This window comes from Streptomyces atratus, assembly GCF_014648655.1.
In the GTDB taxonomy this organism is placed as follows: domain Bacteria; phylum Actinomycetota; class Actinomycetes; order Streptomycetales; family Streptomycetaceae; genus Streptomyces; species Streptomyces atratus.
Genome location: NZ_BMRN01000060.1, coordinates 15,008 through 29,778, shown reverse-complemented (window position 1 = coordinate 29,778; position 14,771 = coordinate 15,008). Strand labels below are relative to the sequence as shown.

At 68.0% G+C, this 14,771-nt stretch carries 12 protein-coding genes and 5 pseudogenes; 9 read left to right on the top strand and 8 right to left on the bottom strand.

What is annotated here, in order from left to right; genetic code table 11:
* Positions 1–208 precede the first annotated feature (208 nt).
* Both IEZ15_RS39160 and IEZ15_RS39155 read left to right on the top strand, forming a co-directional pair.
* Entirely contained in the window at positions 209–409 is a 201-nt protein-coding gene (locus IEZ15_RS39160) for a metal-sensitive transcriptional regulator (protein WP_189281778.1), read from the top strand.
* A 660-nt stretch (positions 410–1,069) separates the two neighbouring features.
* The gene (locus IEZ15_RS39155; protein WP_189281777.1) at positions 1,070–2,305 is read left to right on the top strand and encodes an IS110 family RNA-guided transposase; all 1,236 of its coding nucleotides are present in this window, start codon (positions 1,070–1,072) and stop codon (positions 2,303–2,305) included.
* Positions 2,306–2,358: 53 nt separating this feature from the next.
* On the opposite strand, the gene IEZ15_RS39150 is transcribed toward IEZ15_RS39155, so the two are convergent.
* Positions 2,359–3,081 carry an SMI1/KNR4 family protein gene (locus IEZ15_RS39150; RefSeq protein WP_189281776.1) on the bottom strand — a complete coding sequence of 241 codons (723 nt, stop codon included), beginning with the start codon at positions 3,079–3,081 and terminating at the stop codon, positions 2,359–2,361.
* 722 nt (positions 3,082–3,803) lie between these two features.
* Here IEZ15_RS39150 and IEZ15_RS39145 point away from each other — a divergent pair.
* The 4 genes from IEZ15_RS39145 to IEZ15_RS39130 all read left to right on the top strand — a co-directional run bounded on the left by IEZ15_RS39145 (position 3,804) and on the right by IEZ15_RS39130 (position 8,431).
* Positions 3,804–4,502: a DUF1326 domain-containing protein gene (locus IEZ15_RS39145; protein ID WP_229846428.1), complete on the top strand. Its 699-nt coding sequence runs from the start codon at positions 3,804–3,806 to the stop codon at positions 4,500–4,502.
* Between the two features lie 1,091 nt (positions 4,503–5,593).
* Positions 5,594–6,436, top strand: coding sequence for a DUF8832 domain-containing protein (locus IEZ15_RS39140; RefSeq protein WP_189281775.1), 843 nt, complete (start codon positions 5,594–5,596; stop codon positions 6,434–6,436).
* Positions 6,437–6,544: 108 nt separating this feature from the next.
* Positions 6,545–7,075, top strand: a complete 531-nt coding sequence (locus tag IEZ15_RS39135) for a carboxymuconolactone decarboxylase family protein (protein WP_114242480.1) — start codon at positions 6,545–6,547, stop codon at positions 7,073–7,075.
* An 81-nt stretch (positions 7,076–7,156) separates the two neighbouring features.
* Positions 7,157–8,431: an MFS transporter gene (locus IEZ15_RS39130; protein WP_189281774.1), complete on the top strand. Its 1,275-nt coding sequence runs from the start codon at positions 7,157–7,159 to the stop codon at positions 8,429–8,431.
* Between the two features lie 535 nt (positions 8,432–8,966).
* On the opposite strand, the gene IEZ15_RS39125 is transcribed toward IEZ15_RS39130, so the two are convergent.
* From IEZ15_RS39125 to IEZ15_RS39105, 6 genes and pseudogenes are all read right to left on the bottom strand, one after another.
* Entirely contained in the window at positions 8,967–10,562 is a 1,596-nt protein-coding gene (locus IEZ15_RS39125) for a multicopper oxidase family protein (protein ID WP_189281773.1), read from the bottom strand.
* A gap of 73 nt (positions 10,563–10,635) precedes the next feature.
* On the bottom strand, positions 10,636–11,067 hold the full coding sequence (locus tag IEZ15_RS39120) for a DUF6153 family protein (RefSeq protein WP_189281772.1): 432 nt from the start codon (positions 11,065–11,067) through the stop codon (positions 10,636–10,638).
* 223 nt (positions 11,068–11,290) lie between these two features.
* A pseudogene (locus IEZ15_RS39115) lies at positions 11,291–11,680 on the bottom strand (MFS transporter); the annotation flags it as partial.
* A pseudogene (locus IEZ15_RS39110) lies at positions 11,655–11,864 on the bottom strand (hypothetical protein); the annotation flags it as partial. The pseudogenes IEZ15_RS39115 and IEZ15_RS39110, both read right to left, overlap by 26 nt.
* A 133-nt stretch (positions 11,865–11,997) precedes the next feature.
* Positions 11,998–12,099: pseudogene (locus tag IEZ15_RS47450) on the bottom strand (hypothetical protein); the annotation flags it as partial.
* A 37-nt stretch (positions 12,100–12,136) separates the two neighbouring features.
* Positions 12,137–12,487: an MMPL family transporter gene (locus IEZ15_RS39105; protein WP_373302726.1), complete on the bottom strand. Its 351-nt coding sequence runs from the start codon at positions 12,485–12,487 to the stop codon at positions 12,137–12,139.
* A 222-nt stretch (positions 12,488–12,709) separates the two neighbouring features.
* Here IEZ15_RS39105 and IEZ15_RS45810 point away from each other — a divergent pair.
* The 3 genes and pseudogenes from IEZ15_RS45810 to IEZ15_RS39090 form a co-directional block, all read left to right on the top strand.
* A pseudogene (locus IEZ15_RS45810) lies at positions 12,710–13,006 on the top strand (IS701 family transposase); the annotation flags it as partial.
* A 128-nt stretch (positions 13,007–13,134) separates the two neighbouring features.
* The gene (locus IEZ15_RS39095; RefSeq protein WP_189281771.1) at positions 13,135–13,650 is read left to right on the top strand and encodes a cupin domain-containing protein; all 516 of its coding nucleotides are present in this window, start codon (positions 13,135–13,137) and stop codon (positions 13,648–13,650) included.
* 223 nt (positions 13,651–13,873) lie between these two features.
* Positions 13,874–14,398, top strand: a complete 525-nt coding sequence (locus IEZ15_RS39090) for a hypothetical protein (protein ID WP_189281770.1) — start codon at positions 13,874–13,876, stop codon at positions 14,396–14,398.
* Here the strand turns inward: IEZ15_RS39090 and IEZ15_RS45805 are convergent.
* Positions 14,379–14,656, bottom strand: a pseudogene (locus IEZ15_RS45805) (IS5/IS1182 family transposase); the annotation flags it as partial. The gene IEZ15_RS39090 and the pseudogene IEZ15_RS45805 overlap by 20 nt on opposite strands.
* Positions 14,657–14,771 lie beyond the last annotated feature (115 nt).

Sequence of the window (14,771 nt, the reverse complement as noted above, 5' to 3'; positions counted from 1 at the left end):
GTCTCTTGGCGGAAACACATGATCAAGCAGAGGCCGTCCAGCTGTCAGGCGAACAACAAACCCCACCAAGAAATGATCTTGGTGGGGTTTAAAGCCAAGCTTAGTGGTCACGCGGATAGGCGCGGTTGGGGACACTGGCAGCAGGAACGGACACAGGCCCGGTGATCACGGAGTTGCGACGCTCTGTGATTACTGAGCAGGGGCCCGCATGGTCGCCGACGACCGGTACTGCATCGATGTCCTCACCCAGATCAGCGCCGTCACCCACGCCCTGCAGGAGGTCGCGCTCGGCCTGCTCGACGACCACGTGCGGCACTGCGTGACCGATGCCGCACGATCGGAGCCGGCAAAGGGCGAGGCCAAACTCGACGAACTCACCCTCGCCCTGCGCCGGGTATTGCGCCTTTGACCGCCCCTCTCACGGAACACGAAGCGACATCGGAACCGGCCGCGGGTTCTACGCGGCCGATATGCACACCGAGCTGGACGTCACATGGTGACCTCACCATCGGCCTTCCAACCAGTCCGCGGCGTGTGAGGCGGGGCCGGCTTCCTCGGCCTCACCGCACAGCCCCCTTCAGGCGGCCAGTCGCAGATGCCCGGCCGCCTGGTGATCGGGCGGCTCCGTGTCCAGGTGCCACGTGCCGAAGCGGCGGATCTAATAGCTCAGCGGTGAGTCCGAGCACGGAAGCGCAAGGGCCCGCTGTGTGAGGTGGAAGCCTGCCCCCGATCCGGGACTGTGATCCCTCGGGTCAGACCGGCTCCTCCTCACCATGCCGCCGGGCGGAGGCCCAAGGTGGATCCGGGGACGCGATCCCTTCAGCAAGACCGCGCCCCGCCCGGTGGCACCGCACCCAGCCAGGGTTTCATGTCCCCAGCCCGCCGGCAGGGGCCGACCTCTCAGGAGTTCGCGAGCCCAGAGCTCTCCAGCAGACCGAGGTCCCTGCCGGTCGCTGGAGACACGAACGGCTCATGAGATGGCGTGCCCCGAGCACTTCTATTAGAGCGCCGCGTGCTCCGCACGGAGCCGACCAGCACACTGACGCAACGCGCAAACGGGAGAACGAAGTTGAGCAAGGTCTTCTGCGGAATCGACTGGGCCGAGAACCACCACGACATCGCGTTGGTCGATCAGGACGGCACCCAGCTGGCCAAGCTGAGGATCAGCGACGACAGCGCTGGCTTCAACGCCCTGCTGGAGCTGCTGGCCCGCCACGGCGACAGTCTCGAGGAGCCCATACCGGTGGCGATCGAGACCCCGCGTGGCCTGCTGGTCGCCTGCCTGCGGGCCACCGGGCGGAAGGTTTACGTGATCAACCCGCTGGCTGCCGCGCGCTACCGCGACCGAAGCAGCGTCGCCCGGGCCAAGTCGGATGCCGCCGACGCCCGCGTCCTGGCCAACATCCTCCGCACCGACATGGCCGCCCACCGGCCACTGCCCGTCGACAGCGAACTCGTCCAGGCCGTCGCTGTCCTGGCCCGAGCCCACCAGGACGCGGTCTGGGACAAGACCCAGATGGTCAACAGACTCCGTTCCCACCTGCGCGAGTACTACCCAGCCGCCCTCCAGGCGTTCCACGGCGCCGGCACGCTGGGCCTCGACTCCAAGCACGCCCGCGCAGTCCTGGCCGCGGCACCCGCTCCAGCGGCAGCGGCCCGGCTCACCCGCAGCCAACTGCGTGCTCTGCTCAACCGTGCCGGACGGCTCCGACGCGGGACCGACGCCGAGGTCGAACGGCTCCGGGAGATCTTCCGCAGGGACTGCCTGCACCAGCTGCCGATGGTTGAGCAGGCCATGGGCAAGCAGGCGCAGGCCCTCCTCCAGCAGCTCGACGCCACCTGCCGGAGCGTTGACGACCTCACGGCAGCCACCGAGGAAGCGTTCCTCTCCCACTCCGACTCGGAGATCATCATCAGCTTCCCCGGGCTGTCGGTCATGTCCGGAGCCCGCGTCCTCGCCGAGGTCGGCGACGATCGGGAACGGTTCGCCAACGCCCGGGCGTTGAAGGCATACGCCGGCGCGGCCCCAGCGACCCGGGCCTCCGGCCGAAGCCGCGTCGTGGTTGCCAGAGCAGTCAAGAACCAGAGGCTGGCCTCCGCCGGCTACATGTGGGCCTTCGCAGCCCTACGCTCACACGAACCCCGCGAGCACTACGACGCCCGACGCGCCAGCGATGAACGGCACACCGCCGCCCTGCGGAACCTGTTCAACAAGCTCCTTGGCTGCCTCTACCACTGCCTGCAAGCGCGCACCCTGTACGATCCCGCACTGGCGTTCGCCCACTCCGTCGCGCTTGCTGCGTGATCGTCTGCTTGATCCCCATACCGAACATGCCCACGCTGGTGGTGGGAGCGACTTCAACCGACCCAAGAGCCTGGAAGGTCTTCACGGACGGTCTCAAGATCGGAAATCGTACGCCCACGCGCGTGGATCCCGGACTGGTCTTGAAGGCCGTCCCGGCGAACCAACCGGCCGGGAGCCGCGTACCAGCGCACCGGTGAGTCGTCCTCGCTTGCCCACATCGGATGGTCGGGCAGGTCGACCCGGGCATAGCGGGCGTGGAGACCCGGTACCAGCGCGTCAGGCAGCTCGCACGCGTCATAGAGGCTGTCTGCCGCGAAGAGCGACTCGCTCAACACCAGCTCGACCCACGCCAGGGACATCCGATCGAGAAAGGGAATCCAGCCCTGATGCGATTCCACCACCACCGGTGGATCGTCCTGCTCGATCTGGGTAAGGGGGATTCCCCAGTGGGCGCAGTCCTGATTCTCGAGGCGGAAGACCAGGACGCCGCCCAGGGCGTCGTCGACATAGAGGCCAGATGGCTTGACCACAGGGTCCTGCTGCCGGGTCAGGTCGTCCCGACGACCGAAGAGCGCGTACCCCTCACTCAAAGCGGCCGGCAACTCGAAGCCCAGATTGGACTCCACAGCCGCCAATTCATTTGCGGTGCAGCCATCTTCCGGCTGCAGCGGACGGCCCATCCATGCGTCGGCGAACCAGCGAACGAACTCCCAAGCATGGGAGCGAGTACGCACTCCGCCTCGCAGAACCACCGACACATCAGGATCGTCGAGCATGCCGAGGACGCTACCGCCATCTCAGCCGCGCGGCGAGGCACATGAGGCCCGGCCCCTATTGCTGGCGACTCAACTTGACCTGCCAACGACATGAGATGTCTTGCTGGTGATGAGCGGGGGGATGGTGGCCAGGCCGGCCGGGGCGCACCCCCCAGCCCTCGTCGCGACAACATCGGCTGGACCGTGTCGGCGGATTCCACCGTCTGCCGGACCCTCCACTGCACCGAGCGCGGAGACAAGGGTTATGGCACAGGCCGCGACCAACCGAAGGGCATGGGCGGGCGGAGCCTTCCGAGTTCGGCAAGGACAGGCGCCTGCGAACGAAGGGTGTCGGCCGCCATTGCGGTTCGTCTGCCTGACCGGGGAATGCCGCGGTGCCTGGAGCGAGCCAAGGCGCCGAGTTCCTTCGGCCTGCACGTCCCAGTCGTCAAGACGGCTGGGACGTGCAGGACCTGGAAGCAGTGCCCCGCTTCGACGATGTGAGATGGAGACCGTATACATGGGCCAACGCGCTGGCATCGCCGCAGTCGTGCTTCGCCGATGAAGCCGCACTGCCTGCTGTCCGCCCACTGGAGCGACGAAGCGTCGGTCACGAACACCCAGGCAACCCAATCAAACCAAAGTACCCCCAGGGGGTAGTTGACGTGCGGGTGCATCGGGTTCTAGCCTTCCCCTTATCCATGAGATACCCCCTAGGGGTATAAGCGATCTGGGAGGCCCCCATGTGCACCACTTCCGCCACATCGCAAAGCGCGCCCGCCGTCGTCCGAGCGGGCACGAATGACGGCACGCTGCCCGACTGGCACCTACGGGGCGAGTGGTTCGACGTGTGCAGCTGCGCGCTGCCCTGCCCCTGCACGTTCGCCCAGACACCGACCCACGGGGACTGCCTCTTCACGCTCGTCTGGCAGGTTCACGAAGGGCACTTCGGGGACGTGCGCCTGGACGGCCTGGGCGTGGTGGCACTGGGAGAGTTCGCCGGGAACATGTGGGTCGGCGACCCGGACGCCACAATGAAGGTGATGCTCTACATCGACTCCAAGGGCGACCAGGCCCAGCGTGACGCGCTGGAGCAGATCTTCGCCGGTCATGTCGGCGGCTGGCCAGGCCAGTTCGGCTCGCTCATCAGCGAACTGCGCGAGGTACGGTACGCTCCGGTCCACTTCGACGCCGCCGAGGATCTCTCGTACTGGCGGGCACGTGTCGCCGACAAGGTCTCCGTCGGCGCGACCGCCCTCACCGGTCCCACTGCCGACCCCTCCCGTCGCGTCCAACTCGTCAATGCCCCGGGCGCCGAGGTCGGCCCCGGCCAGATCGCCACCTGGGGCGTCGTTGAGAGCGACCGCGCGGAAGGGTTCGACTTCTCCCATGAATACCGGGGGGGATCCAGCAAGCACTTCCCCTTCGACTGGCGCCCCTGACTGCGGGCAGGGGCGGGAAGGCCGGTCAAGGGTCTCGTCCAGCGGTTGGTCGGCGGAACCGGGCCGGTCGGCCACACCGGCAATATTCCGGCCCCGTGTTCAGGGCGCTGGCGTATTCACGGCATGGCGCGCCCGTACCGTGGCGCATATACAGCACGACGTGAACTCCCGGACCGAGCACGTGAATCGGGCCGCAGCAGCCGGACACCCCGCGAGAAGGAGAGACCTCGGTGAGCACGTTGCCAAGCACCCCCGTGGACCGGATCACGGAGAGGCCGTAGGGCGAAAGCCATTCGCTCACCACAACCGGCAACGGTGTCAACAACGCCGCCGCACTCACACAGGCCGACCTCGGCCTTGTCATGGGCACCGGCACCGACGCCGCCATCGAGGCCGGCGACCTCACCCGTCCGCAGCGACGTGCATGCCGCCGCCGACCCATCCGCCTGGCCCGCAAGACGCCGGCACCATCAAGTCCGACCTGTTCCGCGGGCATCGCGACCGTCGGGGCGAGGCCGAGCCGCCTGCCCCTGTTCGGCTTGAACCGGCCGCGGCGTGGATCCAGAACACTGCAGCCGGGCGGCCCGCCGGACGCTAATTCCCAGGTCCGCCGGGCCGCCCAGCGCCCGCTACCACCAGAAAATCCGGCCAGTGACCCACCAGGAGGTCCTCCATGGTCACACTGTCATGGACCAGCACGGTTTACCGGGTAGCCAGCCATCCCCTCGTCAGGATCACAGCCACCGCCGCACTGCAGGCTCTGGCGTCCCATCTCGCACAGCAGAACAGTCCTCGCCCGTCCTGCACGGACGCGTGTGCCCTCGTGCACGCAGGCGGTGCCAGTTCCCCTGCCGCACGTCGGCAGATGCACTGACCCGTTCACGCCGTCCGGCCGCGGCAGCCACCGCCGGGGCAGCCATGCCGACACACCAGCGCCACGGTGCCGGCAGGCGGGTGACTCCACCCGGTGGATCCACGGCCCTCTCGCAAAATTTCAACCGTCGAGACTGAATACCCCCTGGGGGTATATGGTTGTGATCGTTGTCCTGAACGGACGACGTCAGAAGGCGCATCACACCAATGGAGACGTCATGAGGAATCACTCCGGCCACGACCAGACCAACCACGGCGGCCACGGCGGAGCCCGGCCCGGTGGGCTGTCGGTCTCCGAGAACGGGTACACCCTCGAACTCGACTCGACGATCCTCACCGGCGGCGTGCAGCCGGTCAGCTTCCGGGTGATCAGCCCGGACGGGCAGGCGGTGACCGAGTTCATACCGGAGCACGAGAAGGAACTGCACTTCATCGCCGTCCGGCGCGACACGGCCGGGTTCCAGCACGTGCACCCCGTGATGGACGAGAAGGGCACCTGGAGCGTCGAACTGGCCCTGGGACCGGGGGACTGGAGATTCTTCACCGACATCCACCCGGCCGGCCACAACGGGACCATGACGCTGGGAATCGACGTCGCGGTCGCCGGACCGTACGACCCGCGGCCGCTTCCCGAGGCCACAGGGATCGCGCAGATCGGCGAGTACACCGTCGTGCTCGACGGCGAACTCCTACCCGGCGAGGCGAGCGAACTGACCCTCACCGTCAGCCGGAACAACCGCCCCGTCACCGACCTGCAGCCCTACCTGGCCGCGTACGGGCACTTGGTGGCCCTGCGGGTCGGCGACCTGGGCTACCTCCACGTCCACCCGGAGGGCGAACCCGGTGACGGCACCACCGCACCGGGGCCCGAGATCGCCTTCATGGCCGTCGCGCCTTCGGCCGGCAGCTACCGCCTGTACCTGGACTTTCAGCACAACGATGTCGTCCGGACAGCCGAGTTCACCGTACGGACCACCGCGGCCACCCCCCGTCCGGACGCGGCACCCCTGGCCGCCCCCGAGCACGGGATCCACCACCAGGGCCACCACGGCCACCACTGACCGGATGAACGCCACGGATCAGCCGCCGCGGCACACGACGCGGCCAAGGGGCGCTCGACCCGCCGCGCCCCACCGTCCCGTCACATCCCCGACATCGGAAGGAGCGTCATGCCACGCCTGACCCGACTCACGCCCGACACGGCGGTCGGCGCCTCGCGCGACCTTCTCGCCGATCTGGTCTCTCGCCATGGCCGGATCGGTGACATGGTCTCTACGATGGCGAACTCGCCTGCCGTACTGGGTGGTTACCTCCAGCTCAGCCGGGCCATGGGGCGAGCCAAGCTCGACCGCAGGATCAGCGAACGGATCTCGATCGCCATCCAGGTCCTGCAGGGCTGCAGGCTGTGCCTCGACGCGCACGTCAGTGGCGCCCGCGCCTTGGGAGTGGACGAGGAAGAGATCGAGCGAGCGCACACGGGTACCTCCGCCGATCCCGCGATCGCGGCGATCATCGCTCTCGCCCTCCAGATCTACCGCGAGCCGACGTCGATCACCGACGAACAGGTCACCGCGCTGCGCGAGCACGGCTACAGCGACCGCGCGATAGCCGATGTCGTCGGCGTCGTCGCACTCAACATCCTCACCGGCGCCTTCAACCTCCTCGCCGGCCTCACACCGGGGAGCGACACCGGTGCGTGAAGACAACCCCGCCTGTACACGCGGGACATGGCCTCCGCCCCGGGGCCGCGCCCCGCCGCATGGACACGGAAGGAACCCGCCATGCGCCTGTTCGCCATCCGCGACTACCGCCACCTGTTCGGTGCCCAGGTCATCGCCCTGTTCGGTACCGGGCTGACCACGGTCGCCCTCGGGCTGCTCGCCTACGACCTCGCCGGTCCACGCGCCGGCACGGTCCTCGGCACCGCCCTGACCATCAAGATGGTCATGTACGTGGTCATAGCCCCGCTGGCCGCCGCGTACATCGACCGGTTCCCCAGAAGAGCCCTCCTGGTCGGCCTCGATGTGATCCGCGGTGCGGTGGTCCTGGCACTGCCGCTGGTCAGCGAGGTCTGGCACATCTACGTCCTGATCGTCCTGCTCCAGGCCGGCTCCGCCGCGTTCACTCCGACGTTCCAGGCAGTCATCCCCGACATCGTCACCGATGAGTCCGACTACACGCGTGCGCTGTCCGCCTCCCAGGTCGCCTCCACCATGGAGAGTCTGCTCAGCCCCGTGCTGGCCGCCGTCGCCCTGACGTTCATGACCTTCGACCGGCTGTTCCTGGGAACGTCCGCCGGATTCCTCGTCTCCGCGCTGCTCGTCCTGTCGACGCGCATCCCCGACGCCCGCCCCAGCACCCACACCAAGGCGTGGGACAAGGCGGCAGCAGGCATCAGGATCTTCCTCCGGACGCCGCGGCTGCGGGGCATCATGGCGCTCAACCTCACGGTCGCGGCCGCCGGCTCGATCGTCGTCGTCAACACCGTCAACTACGTCCGTGACGTGCTCGGCGGCTCGCAGTCGGACGTCGCCTGGATGCTCGCCGCCTCCGGCACCGGAACCCTCCTGGTCGCCCTCGTCCTGCCCCGCGTTCTCGACCGGATCGCCGCCCGCACCGTCATGATGACCGGCGCCGGAGTCCTGGTCGGCGGCACGACCGCCGCGGCGGCGCTCATCGCGGCCGGCCTCACCGCATGGACCGGTACGGCGATCATCTGGACCGTGATCGGCATCGGCATGGCACTGATCATCACCCCGACAGGCAAGGTCCTGCGCGCCTCCGTCAGCCGGAACGCGATCCCCGAGGTGTTCGCGGCCCAGTTCTCCCTGTCGCACCTGGCCTGGCTGATCACCTATCCCGTCGCGGGATGGCTCAGCACGAGCGCCGGCTTCACCCTCGCCTGGTCCGTCCTCGCGATCCTCGCCGGAGCGGGAGCGACAGGTGCTCTCCTCCTGTGGCCGCGCCACGACGGACGAGGAGTGACGACCGCACCCGCGACACCCGCCGGGCACGCACCCAGCGAGGACCGGTCCACCCTGGCCAAGGCCGCGTGAAGCGCCGCGTACAGCGCTCTGACCGTCTGCGTCGCGCACACACGCTGCTGGCCGGACACACCGATACCCGAGAAGGCCGTGACCTCTGTCCCGCTCCGCGCGGGCGGCGGCCACGGCCTTCTCAGGTATCGGCGCCACCATCGCCGTCCTCAGCGTCGTGGCGACGTCCCCGCTCTCGTCCTGGTCGCGCGACGTACCTCGCCGACCATTCGGTGCTGGAGTTCCGTCGCCGTCGTTTCTGGGCCGGCCGCTGACCGCATCAGCTGACTACCGACGGCAGGCGTGACCGGTGCGATCTCGAATGAGGTACCGGACAGCGAAATCCTGGCAGGCCAGCTCGACGAGGTCGTGGTCACCGCGAACGGCGGACCTGATGCGTGATGGCTTGCGGAGAGCGCTGGCTGTGGACACGGACGCGCTGGTGGCCGCGGTGCGCCGGGCCAGTACGTACGAGGGGCAGCCAGTCGGCTGAGACAGAGTGAGGAACGGCCTGGCCAGGAGCCCCGGCCGGCCCGTTCTCCGTAGGTGTCCCGGTCTACTTGAGGTAGCCGAGGACGGTCATCATCCCTGACTCGGCGTGGTAGACGTTGTGGCAGTGGATCATCCAGAGCCCGGGGTTGTCGGCGTCGAAGTCGACGTCGAGCCGCTTCCCCGGCAGCACGATCGAGGTGTCCTTCCGTGCGCCGCCGTCGGCGAGCGCGTATGTGTGGCCGTGCAGGTGCATGGGGTGCCACATCGTCGTGTTGTTCACGAACGACAGTCGTACGCGCTCGCCGGAGCGAGCCGCGTAGCGCTGGGCGGGGTCGTACTTCTTGCCGTTGATGGCCCAGTCGTATTTCATCATCGAGCCGGTGAGTTTGAACTCGATCGTCCGGTCCGGGCGTCCGGGCTCAAGTCGTACGGGCTCGGCTGCCTTCAGCTGACCGCCGTGGACGACCTTCCCTTCGAGCTCCTTGGGGCGTACGGAGGCGGTAGGCGCAGCGCCGCCGCCGGTGCGCAGGACGGCGAGGGCAGAACGGCTTTTGCCCTCGGCGAGTGCGGTGAGCGGGAAGGTGCCGTCCCCGACGGTCACGACGGCGTCGATGCGTTCGCCCATGCCGAGCAGGAGTGCGTCGGCCTGCGTCTGCTCGACGGGGTAGCCGTCGGTGTGCGTGACGGTGAGTTTGTGGCCGCCGAGGGCAATACGGAAAGCGGTGTCGCCGCCGGCGTTGATGATCCGGAGCCTGATCCGGTCGCCGGGCCGGGCCGTGAAGGTCTGCGGCTTGTCCGGCGTCCGGCCGTTGATCAGGTAGTGCGGGTACCCGACGTCTCCGGCGTCGCCGCCGAGCAGGTCGCTCGTTGCGCCCATGAGCATCCGGGAGGGACCCGAGGGCTTCGGCGAGGGGGACTTCCGGGTGGTCATCGACATATTCGACATGTCGTGGCCCTCCATGCCGCCCGATCCCCCGTGGTCCATGCCTCCCATGCCCTTGCTCAGCTCGGCAAGCACGGCGTCCGGAGTGGAACCGTCGACGCCATCGACCCAGTCGTCGAGGACGATCACCCACTCCTTGTCGTACTTGAGCGGTTCCTTGGGATCTTCGACGATCAGTGGGGCGTACAGGCCGCGGTCCTGCTGAACGCCGGAGTGCGGATGGAACCAGTAGGTGCCTGGGTGGGAGACCGCGAAGCGGTAGTCGAAGGAGCCACCCGGCTTGATGTCGCGCTGCGTGAGACCGGGGACACCGTCCATGTCGTTGCGCAGGGCGAGTCCGTGCCAGTGGACGGAGGTGGCCTCGGGAAGGTTGTTCGCGAGGGTGAGCGTCAAGGTGTCGCCGGCGGTGACCCTGACTTCCTTGCCGGGGAGGTCGTCCCCGTACGCCCATGACCGGACGGTGCGTCCTGCGCCGAGGTCGAGCGGGGTCTCGACGGCGGTCAGTTTGAACCGCCGTTCCGGGCCGGGCTTGCGGAGTGCTTCGGTCGCGGCGACCTCCTTGCTGTCCGGGCTGAGGTAGTCGGCGCTCGACGACATGCCACCCCCGACGGAGGGGTGGTCCATGTCGCTCATGGAACCTGAGCAGGCGGTCAGCAGACCGGTGCCGGCGGCGGCGAGGCCGGCGCCGAGGACGGTACGACGGGTGAGTCGGGACATGACTGTGAAACCTCTTGAGGTGGTCGTTGCATGATCAAGGCTTTTCGCTCACAAAGTGGAGCGGCCGGTCTGCCTATACGCGCAACAACGAGAGGCGGGTCAGCAGGGACTTGGGCGACCCGGGAGGCGGGATCACACAGAGGGCATAGGCAAGCCGCATGGCAGTCGGCGGCTCGTCGGCCGCACAGCGTCGGCCTCGTCGTACGAGCGCGCCACGGACCGCCAGCACGATGCCGACCCCGGCGCCAAGCACCGCCAGGCACACGCCCGCGAAGCCGACCCCGTGCGCGGGGGCGGGATCAGGGTGCGTGGCATGGCCGGCGTCGGCCACCACATGCTCCATTGCGGCGGCCACATGCCCGCCTGATACGTGCGTGGCATCCACATGCTCGCCGGGGTGGCCGAGGCCGTGCATCAGCACGATGCCGACGAGCAGCGCGACGGCGAGCACAAACCGACCCCACCACGTCGCAGCCCTCGGGCGCCTCGTCGCCTCGGATTCCACCCACTCATCATACGGTGAGGGGGTATGCGGTGCGTTAGTGGGAGCGGTGACGGTGGTGCCTATGGCGACCATGGGCCGGGTCACGCTGCACCTCGGACCCGCCCACCCCGGACGCCCGTCTGCAGCTCGTCACGGCCGCTGTGCCCCGACCTCGTGACCGGCGGGCGCCCGGCAGCTGCCCGGTGAGCGGGCACGTACCGAAAGGAGTCGACCACAGTGGTGGCTACGTATGGTTTGCGTGGTTGGCCGGAGCTTCTGCGGCGTCGAGCGCATCCTCTGGGCGATTCTTCCCAAGCAAGGTGCCTATGAGGACAGCACCGAGCATAAGGAGGGCGGCAGCGACGATGAGCGCGACTGAGAAGCCTTCCGTTGCGGTCAGGGCGTCGCTTCGGCGCGAAGCCAGAGCGACAAGCACCGCCACCCCCACGGCGCCGCCGACCTGTTGAACGGAGCTCAGGACGGCCGAGCCGAGTCCGGCATTCTCCTCTGTGGTGCCCGTGAGCGCGGCGACGGTCAGAGCGGGCAGACTCAGTCCGCATCCGAGGCTCGTGACGAGCATGCCGGGCAACACTCCGGAGACATAGCTGTCACTCGGTGCCACGCCGGACAGCATGGCCCTGTTGGTCCCAGCTCGGACACCAGGGAACAAGTAACCCGCCGGTAGCTTTCAGGGCTTCGCGGTGGCGGTCTTCTTCGGCTGGGGGCACTGTCTTTGTCTTGTCGAGGTGTCCGTACACCGTGGAGCGGGGCACGTCGAACATGTCGGCGATCTGCTGGACGGTCTTCTCGCGGGCGTCGTAGAGCTGCTGGGCGAGTTCGGCCGGGTCCGGGGTGAGCTTGGGGCGGCGTCCGCCGACCTGGCCGCGGGCCCGGGCTCACGCCGACTCCGACCAAAGCGGTGAGCAGGGGAAGGCCGGCGGCGATCAGGGAGCCGAAGGTGATGGCCAGGATGACTGCGGCCAGGGCGAAGCCGACGACCTCGGCCGCGTGGCTCTCCGCAGGGGGCGCCAGCGCGTTGCCGGAGGCCTCCACCGTCAGTCCCTGGTCACGGCCCGCCTCCAGGGCCTTCTCAAGACCGGTGTGATCGCCGTCGGTCCGTGTCGTTGGCGGTGTAGGTGACCTGCGCGTAGGCGGTGGTGCCGTCCGTGCTGACCGCCTGCGTTGCGAAGGGATCAGTGACCTGGCCGATGGAGGAGGACTCCTTGACCTCGGTCAAGGTCGCTTCGAGTGCGGCCTTGTGCTCCGCGTTGCTGATCTTCTCCCCGTCGGGGGCCCGCATGACGACGCGGGCGGTGGCGCCGTCGGCGTTGGCGGACGGGAACTTCTCCCCCAGTAGGTCGAAGGCTCGCTGGTCCTCTGTGCCGGGCAGCGTGATGCTTGAGCTGGCAGGCCCTGAACTGTTGGCGGCGCCGGCGCCCACGGCGCCTAGCTAGAACGAGTGTCCACAGGAGGACGACCAGCCAGCGCCGCCGGAAGGCGAACCGGCCGATCCCGTGCAGGAAGGCAGCCATGAGGGTGCAGAACTCCGAGTCGAAGGGGGATTTTGGGCGTGCGATGCCCTAGCGGTGGTTTGTTGACTGCGGGTCAGGGCCGTAGTAGGTCGGTAGCAGAGGAACGTTGCCTCGCCGCCTGGGGGCTTGTGATGACCCGTCGTCTGCCGTGTCCGCCCGCACCGGGCCCGCTGGAAGCCTACGCCGCACGCTTCGATGACCTGTTCTCCACACTGGCACAGCGCCGTGGGTTCCGCGAGTACCTGACTGGGCTGCTGCTGCCGCGGAACCGCAACAAGACGCTGACCTGCCTGGCCGGCACCGAACCAGTCGTCGGGGCCCAGCACCCCTCGGTGCAGCGGCTGCAGTTCTTCCTGTCCGAGTCCACCTGGGACCACAAGCGGGTCAACGCCCGCAGGGTGGAACTTCAGGTGAGCCCGGGCACGACCCGGGCGGCCAGGCTTCTCCATTCGTCGCCGGTCCGGTCAGACACCCCATTCCACCGGGTAATTGGCCCAACTCTCCGGTGCTGGAATGGCCTGCTCAGTGGAGCACTTCGGACCGTAGAGTCGTGATCATGACTGAGGAAACCACCCCCGCCACCACTCTCCAGGCGGTGCTGACCCGCCACGCGGACGCTGAGACCTGCGCCGACCCGAGCAGTGTGATGACCCTGCTGGCCGACTCGGACGCAACTGGCGCCGGCGGCGGCTTCACAAGCTACCGATCCACCTTCAGCAAGGGGGCCGTTGGGGCGCCGGCCCACTTCCACACCAGGGCGACGGAGCTGTTCTTCGTGATCAGCGGGTCCCTGCAGGTGCTGGTGGGAAACGAGGTCACCGTCCTGAACACGGGCGATTTCCTGGCGGTGCCGCCGCACACCCCGCATGCCTTCGCGGCGGCGCCCGGCGCCGAGGCCGACGTCCTGTTCGTGTTCACCCCGGGCATGGGCCGGTTCGACTATCTGCGCCTGCTCGGCCGGGTGACGCGCGGTGAGGCCGACCCGAAGGAGATCGCCGATTCCGCGGAACGCTTCGACAACCACTACGTCGACAGCCCGGTATGGCGTGCCGCTCTGAAGCGCTCGGCGTGATCGACTCCACGAGCCACATCCGCGTGGCCCGCCCCTCGCGGGACCTCGCCTCCGCAGAACGCTTCTACATAGGCGCGGCCTGGCCATGCGAACAGACAAGCTCGCCATCGCCTACCAGGCAGCACTCCGCCTTGCCGCCATCCTCATATGGACCCGGAGATAGGAACGCCGGGTCCCGTAATTGGAGAGGCACGCCCCCAGCCCAGCGTGACAGCATGCGGCAATGGCCTTCCGACACCCCGACGGCGACTACGCAATCACCGCGATGTACTCCGTACCCGATGACGCCTGGTACTTGGAACTGGACCTCGTGGCCGGGCAACGGAATCTCGTGACCGCAGTCGTCCCCGATGAGGATCCGGCACGGGAGCCGACGGTGTGCTTCAACCCGCGCGGGCCACACGTGGAAGTTCCCTATGAGGTCATGTGCTGGTTCATGCACCAGGTCGATGAAGAGATCCGCACCTCCCGTGCCTGGATGCGGCTGAGGCCCGAACTCGTCGAGATCATTTACCAACTCCGTCAGGAGCACATGGGCGCCATCGATGATGACACCTTCCGTCATGTCCTGGCGGAGGTGCGCGCCACGGTCCCCGAGGCAGACGTCCCCGCCGTTCTAGAGGCCGCCTTCGGGCGCAGTCCCGACGGCACCACCATGGACCATCCGCAAGCGCCCCGGCCAGTAGAGGGTCAAGGAGACAGGCCCTCGCTAGAGCCTGTCTGGTCCATCATGTGCGGAGCCAGATGATGAGGGCTGCGGCGGTGACGGTGCCGAGGTAGACGTAGCCGCGTATCGCGTGGCCACGGCCCGGGACTGTTTCAGCTTGTTGATGGCTCGCTCGACGGTGTTGCGTTTCTTGTAGCGCTGCTTGTCGAAGCCGGGTGGCCGTCCGCCGCGTGAGCCTTTGAGCTGGCGGGCGGCCTGGCTGTCGGTCTTCTCCGGGTTGGTGTGCCGGATGCCTCGGCGGCGCAGGCTGTCCCGGCAGGGCCTATTGCTGTACGCCTGTCAGGCTTCTTGCGCGGTCTGCCCGGACCGATCTGTCAGATCACCCCGCCCCATGGCCGAGACAACGATCCGACGAGGTGACAGTCACACGGGTGGACACATCCCAGGGCTTACG